General features: G+C 32.9%; 15 protein-coding genes. 5 read left to right on the forward strand and 10 right to left on the reverse strand.

From position 1 onward, the window contains the following. Nucleotides 1-3: 3 nt before the first annotated feature. From KA893_RS02690 to KA893_RS02705, 4 genes are all read right to left on the reverse strand, one after another. Nucleotides 4-1,305: a dihydrolipoamide acetyltransferase family protein gene (locus tag KA893_RS02690; RefSeq protein WP_041079064.1), complete on the reverse strand. Its 1,302-nt coding sequence runs from the start codon at nucleotides 1,303-1,305 to the stop codon at nucleotides 4-6. 144 nt (nucleotides 1,306-1,449) lie between these two features. Beyond that, nucleotides 1,450-2,427: an alpha-ketoacid dehydrogenase subunit beta gene (locus KA893_RS02695; RefSeq protein ID WP_002483676.1), complete on the reverse strand. Its 978-nt coding sequence runs from the start codon at nucleotides 2,425-2,427 to the stop codon at nucleotides 1,450-1,452. A 3-nt stretch (nucleotides 2,428-2,430) separates the two neighbouring features. Then, complete coding sequence (pdhA, locus tag KA893_RS02700) at nucleotides 2,431-3,543, reverse strand: pyruvate dehydrogenase (acetyl-transferring) E1 component subunit alpha (RefSeq protein WP_002483677.1); 1,113 nt, start codon at nucleotides 3,541-3,543, stop codon at nucleotides 2,431-2,433. 266 nt (nucleotides 3,544-3,809) lie between these two features. Next, nucleotides 3,810-4,436, reverse strand: a complete 627-nt coding sequence (locus KA893_RS02705; RefSeq protein ID WP_041079062.1) for a YkyA family protein — start codon at nucleotides 4,434-4,436, stop codon at nucleotides 3,810-3,812. Nucleotides 4,437-4,560: 124 nt separating this feature from the next. Between KA893_RS02705 and def the strand changes: the two genes are divergently transcribed. Further along, nucleotides 4,561-5,112: a peptide deformylase gene (def, locus tag KA893_RS02710; RefSeq protein WP_011303417.1), complete on the forward strand. Its 552-nt coding sequence runs from the start codon at nucleotides 4,561-4,563 to the stop codon at nucleotides 5,110-5,112. A gap of 214 nt (nucleotides 5,113-5,326) precedes the next feature. On the opposite strand, the gene KA893_RS02715 is transcribed toward def, so the two are convergent. Continuing rightward, the gene (locus KA893_RS02715) at nucleotides 5,327-5,599 is read right to left on the reverse strand and encodes a hypothetical protein (RefSeq protein WP_011303418.1); all 273 of its coding nucleotides are present in this window, start codon (nucleotides 5,597-5,599) and stop codon (nucleotides 5,327-5,329) included. Nucleotides 5,600-6,100: 501 nt separating this feature from the next. On the opposite strand from KA893_RS02715, the gene KA893_RS02720 reads away from it, so the two are divergent. The 3 genes from KA893_RS02720 (at nucleotide 6,101) to KA893_RS02730 (ending at nucleotide 8,756) form a co-directional block, all read left to right on the forward strand. After that, nucleotides 6,101-6,316, forward strand: a complete 216-nt coding sequence (locus KA893_RS02720) for a DNA-dependent RNA polymerase subunit epsilon (protein ID WP_002483681.1) — start codon at nucleotides 6,101-6,103, stop codon at nucleotides 6,314-6,316. Further along, on the forward strand, nucleotides 6,316-8,178 hold the full coding sequence (rnjA, locus tag KA893_RS02725; RefSeq protein ID WP_194375923.1) for a ribonuclease J1: 1,863 nt from the start codon (nucleotides 6,316-6,318) through the stop codon (nucleotides 8,176-8,178). Before KA893_RS02720 ends, rnjA begins: the two co-directional genes overlap by 1 nt. Nucleotides 8,179-8,552: 374 nt before the next feature. Further along, nucleotides 8,553-8,756, forward strand: a complete 204-nt coding sequence (locus KA893_RS02730) for a hypothetical protein (protein WP_069821866.1) — start codon at nucleotides 8,553-8,555, stop codon at nucleotides 8,754-8,756. A 140-nt stretch (nucleotides 8,757-8,896) separates the two neighbouring features. Here KA893_RS02730 and KA893_RS02735 read toward each other — a convergent pair whose 3' ends face one another. From KA893_RS02735 to KA893_RS02745, 3 genes are all read right to left on the reverse strand, one after another. Continuing rightward, nucleotides 8,897-9,556 (reverse strand): potassium channel family protein, encoded by a 660-nt coding sequence (locus KA893_RS02735; RefSeq protein ID WP_002483683.1) that lies wholly within the window; start codon nucleotides 9,554-9,556, stop codon nucleotides 8,897-8,899. Nucleotides 9,557-9,650: 94 nt separating this feature from the next. Next, nucleotides 9,651-10,667 carry a cytochrome d ubiquinol oxidase subunit II gene (locus KA893_RS02740; protein ID WP_069821865.1) on the reverse strand — a complete coding sequence of 339 codons (1,017 nt, stop codon included), beginning with the start codon at nucleotides 10,665-10,667 and terminating at the stop codon, nucleotides 9,651-9,653. Beyond that, entirely contained in the window at nucleotides 10,667-12,019 is a 1,353-nt protein-coding gene (locus KA893_RS02745) for a cytochrome ubiquinol oxidase subunit I (RefSeq protein ID WP_069821864.1), read from the reverse strand. Before KA893_RS02745 ends, KA893_RS02740 begins: the two co-directional genes overlap by 1 nt. Nucleotides 12,020-12,218: 199 nt before the next feature. Between KA893_RS02745 and KA893_RS02750 the strand changes: the two genes are divergently transcribed. Next, nucleotides 12,219-12,449: a glutaredoxin family protein gene (locus tag KA893_RS02750; RefSeq protein WP_002483686.1), complete on the forward strand. Its 231-nt coding sequence runs from the start codon at nucleotides 12,219-12,221 to the stop codon at nucleotides 12,447-12,449. A 301-nt stretch (nucleotides 12,450-12,750) separates the two neighbouring features. Here the strand turns inward: KA893_RS02750 and ptsP are convergent, their stop codons facing one another. Both ptsP and KA893_RS02760 read right to left on the reverse strand, forming a co-directional pair. After that, on the reverse strand, nucleotides 12,751-14,466 hold the full coding sequence (gene ptsP, locus KA893_RS02755; protein WP_194375922.1) for a phosphoenolpyruvate--protein phosphotransferase: 1,716 nt from the start codon (nucleotides 14,464-14,466) through the stop codon (nucleotides 12,751-12,753). A 2-nt stretch (nucleotides 14,467-14,468) separates the two neighbouring features. After that, the gene (locus tag KA893_RS02760) at nucleotides 14,469-14,735 is read right to left on the reverse strand and encodes a phosphocarrier protein HPr (protein WP_002483688.1); all 267 of its coding nucleotides are present in this window, start codon (nucleotides 14,733-14,735) and stop codon (nucleotides 14,469-14,471) included. Between the last annotated feature and the right edge of the window lie 127 nt (nucleotides 14,736-14,862).

The raw sequence follows: 14,862 nt of genomic DNA on the forward strand, positions 1-14,862 counted from the left end.
GTTTTACCCCTCCATTAATAATAATTCTGGATTATTTAATAAACGTTTAATATGATTCATAGCGTTTTGACCAGTTGCACCATCAATTTGTCTATGGTCAAAGCTTAGTGATAATGATAATACTGGTGCCGCAACAATTTCTCCATCTTTTACGATAGGTTTTTGCGCAATACGACCAATACCTAAGATAGCAACTTCTGGGTGATTGATAACTGGTGTGAACCATTGTCCACCTGCTGAACCGATGTTACTAATTGTACAAGTAGCACCTTTCATTTCATCAGCTGATAATTTACCATCACGTGCTTTGACAGCAAGTTCATTAATTTCGTCTGAAATTGCAAACATAGATTTGCGATCAGCATTTTTAACTACTGGTACGAGTAAACCTCTGTCAGTGTCAGCTGCAATACCGATATTCCAGTAATGTTTATGCACGATTTCACCAGCTTCTTCATTAAATGAAGTATTAAGTGCTGGGTATTTTTTAAGTGCAGACACAAGTGCTTTGACAACGTAAGGTAAGAAAGTTAATTTAGTACCTTGTTCAGCTGCAACTTCTTTGAATTTTTTACGGTGATCCCATAATTCTTGCACATCAATTTCATCCATCAATGTTACGTGAGGTGCAGTATGTTTTGAGTTAACCATTGCTTTAGCAATTGCTTTACGCATTGCAGGTATTTTTTCAGTAGTTTCTGGGTATTCCCCTTCTGTAGAAACTGCTGCTGATTGTGCAGAACTTGTAGTTTCTTCGCTAGTTGCTGCTGCACTTTCATTTGAAGCTGTTGCTTGTCCACCATTTAAGTAAGCATCAATGTCTTCTTTAGTCGTACGTCCGTTTTTACCTGAACCTGAAACAGCTTTAATGTTAACGCCATTTTCACGTGCGTATTTACGAACTGACGGCATTGCTTTAACACGTTTACTTTCATCTACTTCTTCATCATTTGAAGATTGAGCAGGTGCTGATGCTTCTTCTTTAGTGCTTTCTTCAACAGGAGCTTCTGTTGACTCGCTTGAAGCCTCGTCACTTTCGCTACCTTTAAATTGCATCTCTTCTGCATCAGGTGCATCAATTTTAACAATTGTATCACCAACAACTGCTACAGTACCTTCATCTACTAGTACTTCTTCGATAGTACCTGAAACAGGTGATGGAATTTCAACAACTGATTTGTCGTTTTGAACTTCAGCTAATACATCATCTTCTTCAATTGTATCTCCAGCTTTAACAAACCACTTTACAATTTCACCTTCGTGGATACCTTCACCAATGTCGGGTAATTTAAATTCAAATGCCACGTTATTATCCTCCTAAAAATTCATATTAAGTCAAAAATTAGAAATTGAGAATGCGCTAAACAACTCAAATCTCATGTTTATATATAAACCTGAATGAAGTAGGTATATCGCCTTATCGTATACGCTACTTCTTATCAGTGATTATTAAAATTCTAATGTTGCTTTTGCTTTTTCAACAATATCGTTTTTGTTTGGTAACCAAACATTTTCAGCTTGCGTAAACGGATAAACCGTGTCTGCTGCTGCAACACGAGCGATTGGAGCATCTAATGAAAGAATTGCACGTTCTGCTAATTCAGAAGCAACTGCTGCACCAACACCAGCTTGACGTTGCGCTTCTTGAACTACTACAGCACGTCCAGTTTTTTCAACTGAAGCAACAAGTGTTTCAATGTCGATTGGTTGTACAGTACGTAAGTCAATGACTTCTACTGAATAACCTTCTTTTTCTAATTCTTCTGCTGCTTTTAATGATTCTTGTACCATCGCACCATAAGCAATTAGTGTAATATCATTACCTTCTTGTTTAACGTTCGCTTTACCAATTTCGATTGTATACTCTTCTTCAGGTACTTCGTCACGGAATGAACGATATAATTTCATATGCTCTAAGTAAACAACTGGGTCGTTACTTCTGATTGCAGAAATTAATAAACCTTTAGCATCGTAAGGATTAGAAGGAATTACAACACTTAGACCAGGTGATTGCGCTAAGATACCTTCTAAGTTATCAGCGTGTAATTCAGGTGTATGTACACCGCCACCAAATGGAGCACGAATTGTTACTGGTGCTTGTTTAGAGTTACCAGAACGGAAACGCGTACGCGCTAATTGTCCTGCTACAGAGTCGAATACTTCAAATACGAATCCTAAGAATTGTATTTCCATAACTGGACGGTATCCTTGAGTAGTTAAACCTAAAGCTAAACCACCAATACCAGATTCCGCTAAAGGTGTATCGAATACACGATCTTCACCGAATTCTTTTTGTAAACCTTCAGTTACACGGAAAACACCACCGTTAACACCGACGTCTTCACCGAAAAGTAAAACATTTTCATCGTTTTGTAATTCGGTTTTAAGCGCGTTGTTAATCGCTTGTACCATTGTCATTTGTGCCATCGGTTACTTCGACTCCTTCTCTTTATAAATTTCATATTGCTCTGCTAAATTTTGAGGCATTTCTTCGTACATATTTTCCATCAAGTCAATAACAGTTTGTTTTTCTGTATTATCTGCTTCTTTGATAGCAGCTTTAATATCAGTTTTCGCACGTTCGATTACTTCGTTTTCTTTTTCTTCAGTCCATAGACCTTTAGCTTCAAGGAATTTTCTATAACGAACTAATGGATCCTTTTTCTCCCATTCAGAATCTTCATCTGAAGTTCTGTATTTAGTTGGATCGTCACCAGCCATAGTATGAGGACCATAACGGTAAGTAATTGTTTCAATTAATGTTGGACCATCACCATTAACAGCACGGTCACGCGCTTCTTTTGTCGCTTGGTATACAGCTAATGCATCCATACCATCAACTTGTAAACCTGGGATACCACAAGCAATTGCTTTTTGAGCTAAAGTAGTTGCCGCTGTTTGTTTACTACGAGGTGTAGAGATAGCATAGTTGTTATTTTGGATTACAAAAATTGCAGGTGCTTTATAAGCAGAAGCAAAGTTAATACCTTCGTAGAAATCACCTTGTGAAGAACCACCATCACCAGTATAAGTAATTGCTACAGCTTGCTTACCACGTTTTTTAATACCTAATGCTACACCAGCAGTTTGTACATACTGTGCGCCAATAATAATTTGTGGGCTTAACGCATTAACGCCTTCAGGCATTCTGTTACCTTTAAAGTGACCTCTTGAGAATAAGAAAGCTTCAGTTAAAGGTAATCCTTGCCAGATTAATTGTGGTACATCACGGTAACCTGGTAAAATAAAATCTTCTTGTTCTAAAGCGTATTGAGAAGCTAATTGTGAAGCTTCTTGTCCTGCTGTTGGAGCGTAGAAACCTAATCTACCTTGTCTATTTAATGAAATAGAACGTTGATCAAGGATACGTGTCCAAACCATTCTCTCCATTAATTCAACTAACTGCTCGTCTGACAAATCTGGTAATAAATCTTCGTTAACGACGTTACCATCTTCATCCAAAATTTGAATCATTTCAAATTGAGATTGAGTATCATTCAATACTTTCTCTGCATCGAATTGGGCTTTTAATTTCGGAGCCATTCAATTCACCAAACCTTTCCCGTATAATAGAAATTCATTTTATTCTTAAACATTGTACCACAAAACTGTTTCGCTGTTAAACAATTTGAAAAAGTTCTGTAGTAGTTAAAACAGGTACAGTTCCGCAACTGTACTAATGAAATTATTACAACTGTATTACCAGTCATTGTATGTCTATCGTTGAGCATTTCCATTTGAATGTAAGCGCAACCAATACTTATACTATATCTTCCATATTATAATTTCAAATGACTCGCTTTTTTGAATTAAGCTAGGCTATCTACATCTTCTTTTTCTTTATTCACTTTATTCATTGTATCTGAATACTTTTTGAAGGCTTTATTCATATCTTTATATGATTTTGATACTGCCTCAGATTTTTTATCAATTTGAGATTGTTCTACTTGATCGCCAGCAGTATATTCAAACATATCTTTTTCTTTATTCATGATATTCTTATAGGCTTTTGCATATTCATCATGTGCCTTATATTTTTCTTTAAGTGCATCATTTAGTTGTTTAACTTCTTTTTTCTTCGCTTTGTCGCTAATATTATCTAAATGTTTTTCCGCTATTTTGAATTTTTCTTCAGAATTATTTATGGCTTTTTCTTCTTTTCCGAATTCTTTTTCTCTTTGTTCTACATTATCTACAACTTTTTTAGAAGTTTCTTGTACTTCTTGTTGGTCTTTACCGTTGATTTTTTTCACTAATTTTTGTTTGTCTTGTTCTAAACTATTTAATTTCTTCCCTACAGATGATACAGGCTTTTCTTCATCAAAAGCTTTTTGAACTTGTTCGTTGTAATCTTTGATTTCACCTTTATCTGTTGTACAACCTGCAACTAATACTGTAGAAGCAATGACTGCACCGATGCCATATTTTAATTTCATTTTGAAAAATCCTCCTTTATGTGCTTGTAATGTTATATAATATTTTATAACAAATCAAATCTAACTACTGTATTTTATCTATGAAACTTTGGTATATTTTATATTAAGGAAGGTGTATGAACAAATGTTAACTATGAAAGATATTATCCGTGATGGACATCCTACTCTTCGTGAAAAAGCAAAAGATGTTACTTTACCGCTTTCTGAAGAAGATCGTAATACGTTATTGGCTATGCGTGAATTTTTAATTAATAGTCAAGATGATGAAATTGCTACTAAATATGGTTTGCGCTCAGGCGTGGGTCTTGCCGCGCCACAAATTAATATTTCAAAAAAAATGATTGCCGTTTATCTCCCTGATGACGGAAATGGCAAGTCATATGATTTGATGTTAGTTAATCCAAAAATCATGAGCCACAGTATTCAAGAAGCGTATCTTCCTACAGGTGAAGGTTGCCTAAGCGTAGATGAAAACATTCCAGGATTAGTTCATCGTAAAAATAGAATTACTGTTAAAGCTACAGATATCGATGGAAAAGAAGTTAAATTGCGCTTGAAAGGTTACCCTGCTGTTGTGGTTCAACATGAAATTGACCATATCAACGGCATCATGTTCTATGATCATATAGATCCAAATAATCCACTTCAGCCACATAATGATGCTGTAGAAGTTTAATCTATTTGATTAAAACATATTATAAACAAGAGTTTGGTTCATAAATAACCATGCTCAAACTAAAAGAGCTAATCCGCAGTCGGATTAGCTCTTTTTATTTTTAAACTTTTTAACTTTGGCAATGTATACTTAACATCGTATTTAACTTGGTTATCAAACATTTTACAAATAAATTATCAACAATATCATATTCTTTCATTGTTATATCTATGAATTACATGAAATCATCTCTTCGCTCATGAAATGGAATATCTAGCTCTTTAAACTCAGCCTTTAATTCAGTTAATTGCTGAATATCAATAAACTCTGGATCGTGGTTATGTTTAACATAATTTTGATCCTCATTCACTGTATCAATAATTTCATTATAATTAAAAAACATGATAACTTGCTCAGCACGTACTTCAAAAGTGATATCCTTAAATATTTTATCCGTACGCACTTTTTCTTTTTTTACATCTTCTACTATTCTCTTTACATTGTTCAAATGGTCCACCTCAAATATTTACTTATGTATCATACTTAATATATTGTACTTAACTTTCCCTTTAAGATACTTCTTTATCTTAATTAATTTTTATATACTACTCAAGTTTTTATGTTGTTTTTTCAAAATTTTCTGTATTTAATTTCAGTAATTTTTAATATGTAATTTAAATAAGAAGTAACTTGTACTATTAAATAGTTTTCTCTTGTGATAAAACTGCTTTATTTATTCCACTACATCATGTAAAATGAGAAATAACTGAAAACATACAAATTAAAGTATTTGTGTTTTTCTATTCGAACGAACTGAAGATCACCCTAAAAACTTACCAGACAATACTAGTATGTTCTAATTATAGATGGTAGTAATAACACTTTTTATGAAAAACAGAGCTCGTTTTATAAAAGTAGTCTCATCTTTTTCATATATACAAAGTGCTAGGGTATTACAATAAAAATAATTATAAAATCAACACATGATTTTTAGGAGGAAATATATAAAATGGCAGTATTTAAAGTATTTTATCAACATAATAAAGAAGAAGTAATCGTACGTGAACACACACAAACTATTTATGTTGAAGCACAAACTGAAGAACAAGTTAGAAGATATTTGAAGGATCGTAATTTTAATATTGAATTTATTACTAAATTAGAGGGCGCACATTTAGAATATGAAAAACAATCTGATCACTTCAACGTGGAGCAAGCTGAATAATGAAACAAATCCACAAAAATGAAGTTGCGGTATACGCACTTGGTGGTTTAGGTGAAATCGGTAAAAATACCTACGCTGTTGAGTATCAGGATGAAATCGTTATTATTGATGCAGGTATTAAATTTCCTGACGATAATTTATTAGGTATCGATTATGTTATTCCTGATATCACATACCTAGAACAAAACCAAGATAAAATTGTAGGTCTGTTTATTACTCACGGACATGAAGACCATATAGGTGGTGTGCCCTACCTATTAAAGCAAATTAATGTACCTATATATGGCGGTCCATTAGCTTTAGGTTTGATTAGAAACAAATTAGAAGAACATCATTTATTAAGAACTACAGAATTAATTGAAATTGATGAAAGTAGCGTTATTAAATCGAAGCATTTTGAAGTATCTTTCTATCTAACAACACACAGTATTCCAGAAGCCTATGGTGTTATCGTAAATACACCAGAAGGTAATATTGTGCATACTGGAGATTTCAAATTTGACTTCACACCAGTTGGAGAACCAGCAAACATTGCAAAAATGGCAAAGCTTGGTGAAGAAGGCGTACTTTGTTTACTTTCAGATTCAACAAATTCACTCGTTCCAGATTTCACTTTAAGTGAACGTGAAGTTGGACAAAATGTTGAAAAAATCTTCCGCAATTGCAGTGGACGTATTATTTTCGCGACATTTGCTTCAAACATTTACAGAGTTCAACAAGCTGTTGAAGCTGCAATTAAACATAATCGTAAAATCGTTACATTCGGTCGTTCAATGGAAAACAATATTAAAATTGGTATGGAATTAGGTTACATCAAAGCACCACCAGAAACATTTGTGGAACCTAACAAAATAAACACTGTTCCAAAACATGAATTATTAATTTTATGTACTGGTTCACAAGGTGAGCCAATGGCAGCTTTATCAAGAATTGCCAATGGTACACATAAACAAATCAAAATTATTCCAGAAGATACAGTCGTATTTAGCTCTTCACCTATTCCAGGAAATACAAAGAGTATTAATCGTACGATTAATTCCCTTTACCGTGCAGGTGCCGAGGTTATTCATAATAAAGTATCTAACATTCATACTTCTGGTCATGGTTCTAAAGGCGATCAACAATTAATGCTTCGCCTACTACGTCCTAAATTTTTCTTACCAATTCATGGTGAGTATCGTATGCTAAAAGCACACGGTCAATCAGGTATCGAATGTGGTGTTGATCCTGACAATGTCTTTATCTTTGATATTGGTGATGTTTTAGCATTAACACATGATTCAGCTAGAAAAGCCGGCAGAATTCCTTCTGGCAATGTTTTAGTTGATGGTAGTGGTATTGGTGATATTGGTAACGTCGTTATTCGTGATAGAAAGCTTTTATCTGAAGAAGGTTTAGTCATAGTAGTAGTAAGCATTGACTTTAAAACGAATAAACTTCTTTCAGGACCAGATATTATTTCACGAGGTTTCGTATATATGCGTGAATCTGGTCAATTGATTTATGATGCACAACGTAGAATCAAAACGGATGTAATTGGTAAGTTGAATCAGAATCAAGATATTCAATGGCACCAAATCAAATCTTCAATTATCGAAACATTACAACCCTATTTATTTGAAAAAACTGCACGTAAACCAATGATATTACCAGTTATCATGAAAGTGAATGAAGATAATAATCAAACATCCACTAAAAAACCAAGTAACAAAAATACGAAACCGAAGAAAAACAACACAAAATCACCATCAAAAAATCAACAAAATGTAGAAAAATCAAGTAATAAAAATGGCTCAAATAAAGCCTATCAATCCGTTGAAAAACCAAATCAATCGAATCAAAACCAAAATTCAGAATCTTAAAAAAGTACGGGAATGGACTTAAATCTTCATTGTCACAGTAAGCGGCCTAATCCTCATTAAGGATTAGGCTGCTTTATATTTACTCATTTTATTATTCAACACAACTGTAAAAACAAGCATTAATACAACTTATAATATACGAACAGCATTTATGCTATGATATATTAGCTGTGATGTGACATTAATTTAAAGAGAAGTATTTGATTTACAAAGATAAGTTATATACTTATCGTATTAATTATTTGGGCCATTTTAACATCTATTGTCATACCATATGTAATTTATCAGTTGTTATTTCTTCTCTACTACCTTTAATAATCATAATTATATAAAATTGAGTATATGAATCACTTTATGTATATAGGAGGATTATCATGTCGAAAACTTTGAGTCTGAATTTAGTCATCTTAATTATGCTCATCATTCTGATACTAGCGATGATTACTAATTTATTTGGTGCATTATCTATATATTTAATAATAGTTCTTCCAATACTGATGTTAACCATTGGGTTATATGTTTTAATTACTAATGTAAAAAAGTACAATAGTAACAATAACTTTAACAACAAATTGTGATTAACAAAATAAGATAGTTTCTCGCTAATTTACCACCTTTCATAAATGCAAAAAAACGTCAATTTCTATACTATCTCAATAGAAATTGACGTTTATTTTTAATCAAAATTATTAATATTACTGCCTCATTTTTAAATAAGTTATCTTACTACTTTTTTCTCAAAACGATTTAAATCATTATCGTGTCCAATCATGATTAAAATATCTCCTATTTCAATACTAATATTAGGATCTGGAGATACTAAAATGTCTCTACCTCTTTTAATCGCTATGATACTTATTCCAAATTGCGCACGAATATCTAATTGAATTATAGTTTGACCAGCCATTTTTTCACTCGCTTTAATTTCTACTATAGAATGCTCATCTGCAAGTTCTAAATAATCAAGAACACTGGCACTCGCTACATTATGTGCGATTCTTCTCCCCATATCTCTTTCTGGGTGTACTACCGTGTCAGCACCAATTTTATTTAAAATTTTAGCGTGATAATCATTTTGAGCCTTGGCTGTAACTTTTTTCACACCTAATTCTTTTAAGATTAATGTTGTTAAGGTACTCGATTGAATATTTTCACCAATTGCAACGATCACATGATCAAAATTTCTCATGCCCAGACTCTTCATAACTGCCTCGTCTGTAGTGTCAGCAACTACAGCATGTGTTGCAATATCACTATATTCATTCACACGTGCTTCATTCATATCAATTGCCATTACATCCATATCAAGCGCATTTAATTCTCTTACAATACTACCGCCAAATCGGCCTAAACCAATTACAACATACTCTTTATCCATGTGTGTCCTCCAATTTAAAAATCGTGGCATGACCATTCTAAACAACACCACATAAGTATTATTTAGAACAATCATAACCACATTTGAAAATCTTCTATTTTTTGCCTTCCACATATTTTTTGTCGAAAACAAATAATCTTAATATTAATATTAACGATGGAATCAGTAAAAGTAAACCTAAAATAAAGGCAATGATTAACGCAATTGCCATACTACTATTTACTACGTGTTCATTTATACGAATGAACGGATAAAGTAAATATGGTAATTTACTTGCACCATATCCGAAAAATGCAAATCCCATTTGTAAAATGACTAATATAAATGCGTAACCATGTCCTTTTTTAATTAATGTTAAGACCATTGCACCAATAAAACAAATAAAGCTTAACAAGAATATCCACCAATAATTAGATACTGCATTGATGAAGTGTGCTTCATTTTGTAAACGCAATGATAAAAATACAAATAATGAAATTGCTATCATTGGTGGGCCCCAAATTAAGAACCAATATCTTAATAAGTTATACGCTGGTTTATCTTTTGCTTTCGAAGCATAATATGTTAAGAACCCTGAAGATATATACAGAACTGAGATAATCGCTAAGAATACGACTGACCAAGAGTATGGACTTAATAATAACTCTGTCCAATTTAAATCCAAATTATTTTCTGTTCCAGTGATATATCCACCTTCTGAAATCGTTAATGTCGTAGCAAGTGATGCTGGTATTAATAAACCAGCGATACCATACATTGCTAACCAAACTAATTTACTATCTGGGCCATAATTTTCAAAGGCATAAAATGCACCTCTAATAGACAGTAATATTAAAGCGATAGAGGCTGGCAATAGTAACACTGTTCCAAAATACATTGCAGTGTCAGGGAAAAAACCTACCATACCAACAAAGAAGAATACAAAGAAAACATTTGTCACTTCCCAAACTGGGTTTAAATAACGTGCTATTAAATGATTTATTTTCTTATCCTGCTTTGTAATTTTGGCATGTAATGTAAAGAAACCTGCACCAAAATCTATGGATGCAATAATGATGTAACAGAATAAGAAAATCCAAAGTACGGAAATGCCAATATATGCGAATATCATTATGCATCACCTCTTTCTGAAGCTAGTGCTTCAACTTCTTTATAAGCTGGTTTCTCTTTAAACATACGAATTAATACATAAGCAGAGGTAACTATTAACACAAGGTATAACAAGCCGAATAGAATTGTAACTAGGGTTAATCCTCCTGCTTGTGTCGCAGCATCTGCTACTTTAAGATAACCACGAACAATCCATGGCTGACGACCTTGCTCTGTTAAGAACCAACCAAACTCGATTGCTAGCATAGCCGCTGGACCAGTCAATAGTGCACCATATAACATAGGTTTTGAATGTGTAAATTTCCGCAGTTTTTTAAATATAAGTGTAAGTACATATGCACCGGAAACGACTAAACAAAATACCCCCATCGAAACCATGAGATCAAAGTAATAATGTACAATCATTGGTGGTTGTAAATCTTTTGGAAATTCATCCAGACCTTTAACTTCTGTATTAGTATTATTATCAGCTAAAAAGCTAAGGAGACCAGGAATTTTAATTGCGCCATTTACTTCTTGCGTTTTTTCATCTAAGGAACCAAATAAAACTAAATCTGCATGTGATTCCGTATCAAAGTGCCATTCATAAGCTGCTAATTTCTCTGGTTGCTCTTGATGTAAGAACTTAGCAGATAAGTCACCTGCTAACATAGATCCTAATGTAAAAACAACACCTAAGATCATAGTTAGTTTTAGTGCTTTTTTATGATATTCTGTATCTTTTTTAAATTTATTTTTGAGTAATTTGAAAGCAGCGATAGCCGCTAATACAAACGCCATTGTCATAAGTGCAGTTGCAACCACATGGAATGATCTAATTAAAAACGAATCATTAAACATTGCTGCTAATGGTTCTACATTAACCATTTTGCCATTTTTCATTTCAAATCCAGCAGGTGTATTCATAAATGAGTTAACGGCAGTAATAAAGAACGCCGAGAATGATCCACCAAGGATAACTGGTATACTAATTAAAAAATGCGTCCATTTTCCTTTAAAACGATCCCATGTATATAGATATATACTCAAGAATATCGCTTCAAAGAAGAAAGCAAATGTTTCCATAAATAATGGTAATGCTATAACATGTCCACCCATTTGCATAAATGTTGGCCATAGTAATGACAACTGTAGACCTATAATTGTACCTGTCACGACACCTACAGCTACTGTTATCGTATAACCTTTGGACCATCTTTTGGCTAATGTTGTGTATAGTGGATTATTTTTCTTAATACCAATAAATTCGGCAATAGCGAACATGACTGGCATCCCCACACCAATTGTTGCAAAAATTATATGCACTGCGAGTGTCATCGCAGTTAAAAACCGTGCTAATTCAACTGAATCCATAATATCACCTTTTTTATTTATTTGTGACAAAAATCACAACGTCTTTCCATTATAAACCGGTGTACATATTTTTTAAATTTATTTCTCTCAAAATAAAGTGACAAATTAATGTCTAATTTCATACAATTTAAAAGACTTGAAATATATTCTAAAGTCTCTTATATTATAGTAAATTGAATAAAGAAAGGATAAACCGATTATGAACGAGATTATCATATACACACAAAATGATTGTCCACCTTGTACTTTCATTAAAAACTACTTAGCTGACAATGATGTCGCATATCGTGAAAAAAATATCAGTAATACACAATATAGAAATGAAATGATTGATTATGATGCATTTGCAACACCTTTTATTTTATTAAATGGTGAACCAATGCACCAAATTGACATGGATAAAATAAATAGCACATTAAATATTAAATAAGCGATGCATTCTCAAAGTTAACAATTTAATTATGTTGTAAAGTTAATTAACTACTAATTATAAAGTAACGTATTTTGTAACTTTTTACAAAATTAAAAATTAATCATTCGTGTTTCTTTAGCCATTTCTAAATAAAATTTATTAATATTAAACACTCTATGCAAACCCTCCAGCCTTTAAATTCACTTTCCAAACATAAAAAACGCCAATTTCTATTTAATTACAATAGAAATCGGCGTTTTTAGTTAATCTCAGATGTTTATATCCAAGACATATCTTTATTTTTTAATAAGTACTCATTTTATTTAGCGTATTGATTTACTAAATCTTGAACTTCTTCAGAAGTAGCACAATCAATTGCTCTTTGAGCTAATTCTTCCATTTCATTTTGACTTAAACCTTTGATTTGACGACGTGCTTTAAGTACTGAGGTAGCACTCATTGAGAACTCATCTAATCCTAAGCCTAATAACAATGGAATTGCAATTTCATCGCCAGCCATTTCTCCACACATACCAGTCCATTTACCTTCTTTATGAGAAGCTTCTATTACTTGTTTTACTAAACGTAATATTGAAGGATTATATGGTTGATACAAGTAAGAAACACGTTCTGACATTCTATCAGCAGCCATTGTATATTGAATTAAATCATTCGTTCCTATACTGAAGAAATCAACTTCTTTAGCAAATACATCTGCTAAAGCAGCAGTAGAAGGAATTTCTACCATAATACCAAGTTCGATATCATCAGAAACTTCAATGCCTTCATTTGTTAAGTTATCTTTTTCTTCAAGTAACAATGCTTTAGCATCACGGAACTCTTGGATTGTAGCTACCATAGGGAACATGATATTCAATTTACCAAAAGCAGATGCACGTAATAATGCACGCAACTGCGGTCTGAAAATATCAGGTTGATCTAAGCATAAACGGATAGCACGGTAACCTAAGAAAGGATTCATTTCTTCAGGTAAATTCAGATAAGGTAGTTCTTTATCTCCACCAATATCTAAAGTACGTACAACAACGCGTTTATCTTCCATCGTTTCTAATACTTTTTTATAAGCTTCGAACTGCTCATCTTCAGTTGGCATTTCGTCTCTACCCATATATAAAAATTCAGTACGGTATAATCCAATGCCCTCTGCACCATTTTCAATTACACCTTTTAAATCATTCGGTGTACCGATATTGGCAGCAAGTTCAGCGTGTCTACCATCAATTGTAGTTGTCTCTTCATCGCGTAATTTTTGTAATTCTTGCTTGTCTTCAAAGAAACGTTCACGCTTGTTTTGATAAGCAATGACTTCATCTTCAGTAGGATCAATGATGACTTCACCTGTTAAACCGTCAACAATAATCATGTCACCTTGTTTAACTTCTTGAGTAATAGATTTAGTACCTACAACTGCAGCAATTTCTAATGAGCGACTCATAATTGCTGAATGTGAAGTTCTACCACCTATATTAGTTACAAATCCTTGTACAAATTCTTTATTTAATTGAGCAGTATCTGAAGGTGTTAAATCGTTACCGATTATAACAACGCTTTCATCAATCATACTAGGATTTGGTAATTCTACACCTAAAACATGTGCTAACACACGTTTTGAAACATCGCGGATATCGGCAGCACGTTCTTTCATATATTCATTATCCATTGATTCAAAAATAGTAATGAATTGTCCAGTTACATCAGATAATGCAGTTGGTGCGTTAACTTGTTCATTCTTAATTTTTTCTTCGATTGGTTGAATTAATTCAGGATCATCTAAAACAAGTAAATGCGCATCAAAAATTGCTGCTTTATCAGCACCTAAATTTTGTTCAGCATTATTTCTAATTTTAGTTAATTCAACTTTGGATGTTTGAATAGCATTATTGAACTTTGCAATCTCAGCATCTACATCTAACACTTTTTCGCTATCAAATGATAAATCTGGTTCAACTAATAAGTATGCTTTAGCTATAGCTACACCGTCAGATGCAGCTATACCATTTATATAATTAGACATAATTATTTAGTTAATCCTTCTTTAGATAAAATGTCAGTGATTGCTTCAATTGCATCTTTTTCATCGCTACCATCAGCGTAGATTGTAATTTCAGCATCTTTACCTACACCTAAACTCATAACACCCATGATTGATTTCAAGTTAACTTTTTTACCGTTATATTCTAATTGAATATCAGAATCAAATTTTGAGGCAGTTTGAACAAGCATTGTCGCTGGACGAGCGTGAATACCTGTTTCGTCGATAATTACATATGATTTTTGTTCCATAAAATGATTTCTCCTTCGTATAGTTAGAATCGTTAGTTTATTATAAAACCTAGCATAGTTTTATATAATAACATTACCAAATTATTATTATAAATTCAATTCGTTGCACCCACGACATGACAATATT

Source organism: Staphylococcus sp. GDY8P126P (assembly GCF_017891965.1).
Taxonomy (GTDB): domain Bacteria; phylum Bacillota; class Bacilli; order Staphylococcales; family Staphylococcaceae; genus Staphylococcus; species Staphylococcus saprophyticus.

Excerpts from the sequence above, each read along its gene's own strand:
- KA893_RS02695 (WP_002483676.1), bottom strand. The coding sequence starts at position 2,427 with ATGGCACAAATGACAATGGTACAAGCGATTAACAACGCGCTTAAAACC.
- pdhA (WP_002483677.1), bottom strand. The coding sequence starts at position 3,543 with ATGGCTCCGAAATTAAAAGCCCAATTCGATGCAGAGAAAGTATTGAAT.
- KA893_RS02705 (WP_041079062.1), bottom strand. The coding sequence starts at position 4,436 with ATGAAATTAAAATATGGCATCGGTGCAGTCATTGCTTCTACAGTATTA.
- def (WP_011303417.1), top strand. The coding sequence starts at position 4,561 with ATGTTAACTATGAAAGATATTATCCGTGATGGACATCCTACTCTTCGT.
- KA893_RS02720 (WP_002483681.1), top strand. The coding sequence starts at position 6,101 with ATGGCAGTATTTAAAGTATTTTATCAACATAATAAAGAAGAAGTAATC.
- rnjA (WP_194375923.1), top strand. The coding sequence starts at position 6,316 with ATGAAACAAATCCACAAAAATGAAGTTGCGGTATACGCACTTGGTGGT.
- KA893_RS02730 (WP_069821866.1), top strand. The coding sequence starts at position 8,553 with ATGTCGAAAACTTTGAGTCTGAATTTAGTCATCTTAATTATGCTCATC.
- KA893_RS02735 (WP_002483683.1), bottom strand. The coding sequence starts at position 9,556 with ATGGATAAAGAGTATGTTGTAATTGGTTTAGGCCGATTTGGCGGTAGT.
- KA893_RS02740 (WP_069821865.1), bottom strand. The coding sequence starts at position 10,667 with ATGATATTCGCATATATTGGCATTTCCGTACTTTGGATTTTCTTATTC.
- KA893_RS02745 (WP_069821864.1), bottom strand. The coding sequence starts at position 12,019 with ATGGATTCAGTTGAATTAGCACGGTTTTTAACTGCGATGACACTCGCA.
- KA893_RS02750 (WP_002483686.1), top strand. The coding sequence starts at position 12,219 with ATGAACGAGATTATCATATACACACAAAATGATTGTCCACCTTGTACT.
- ptsP (WP_194375922.1), bottom strand. The coding sequence starts at position 14,466 with ATGTCTAATTATATAAATGGTATAGCTGCATCTGACGGTGTAGCTATA.
- KA893_RS02760 (WP_002483688.1), bottom strand. The coding sequence starts at position 14,735 with ATGGAACAAAAATCATATGTAATTATCGACGAAACAGGTATTCACGCT.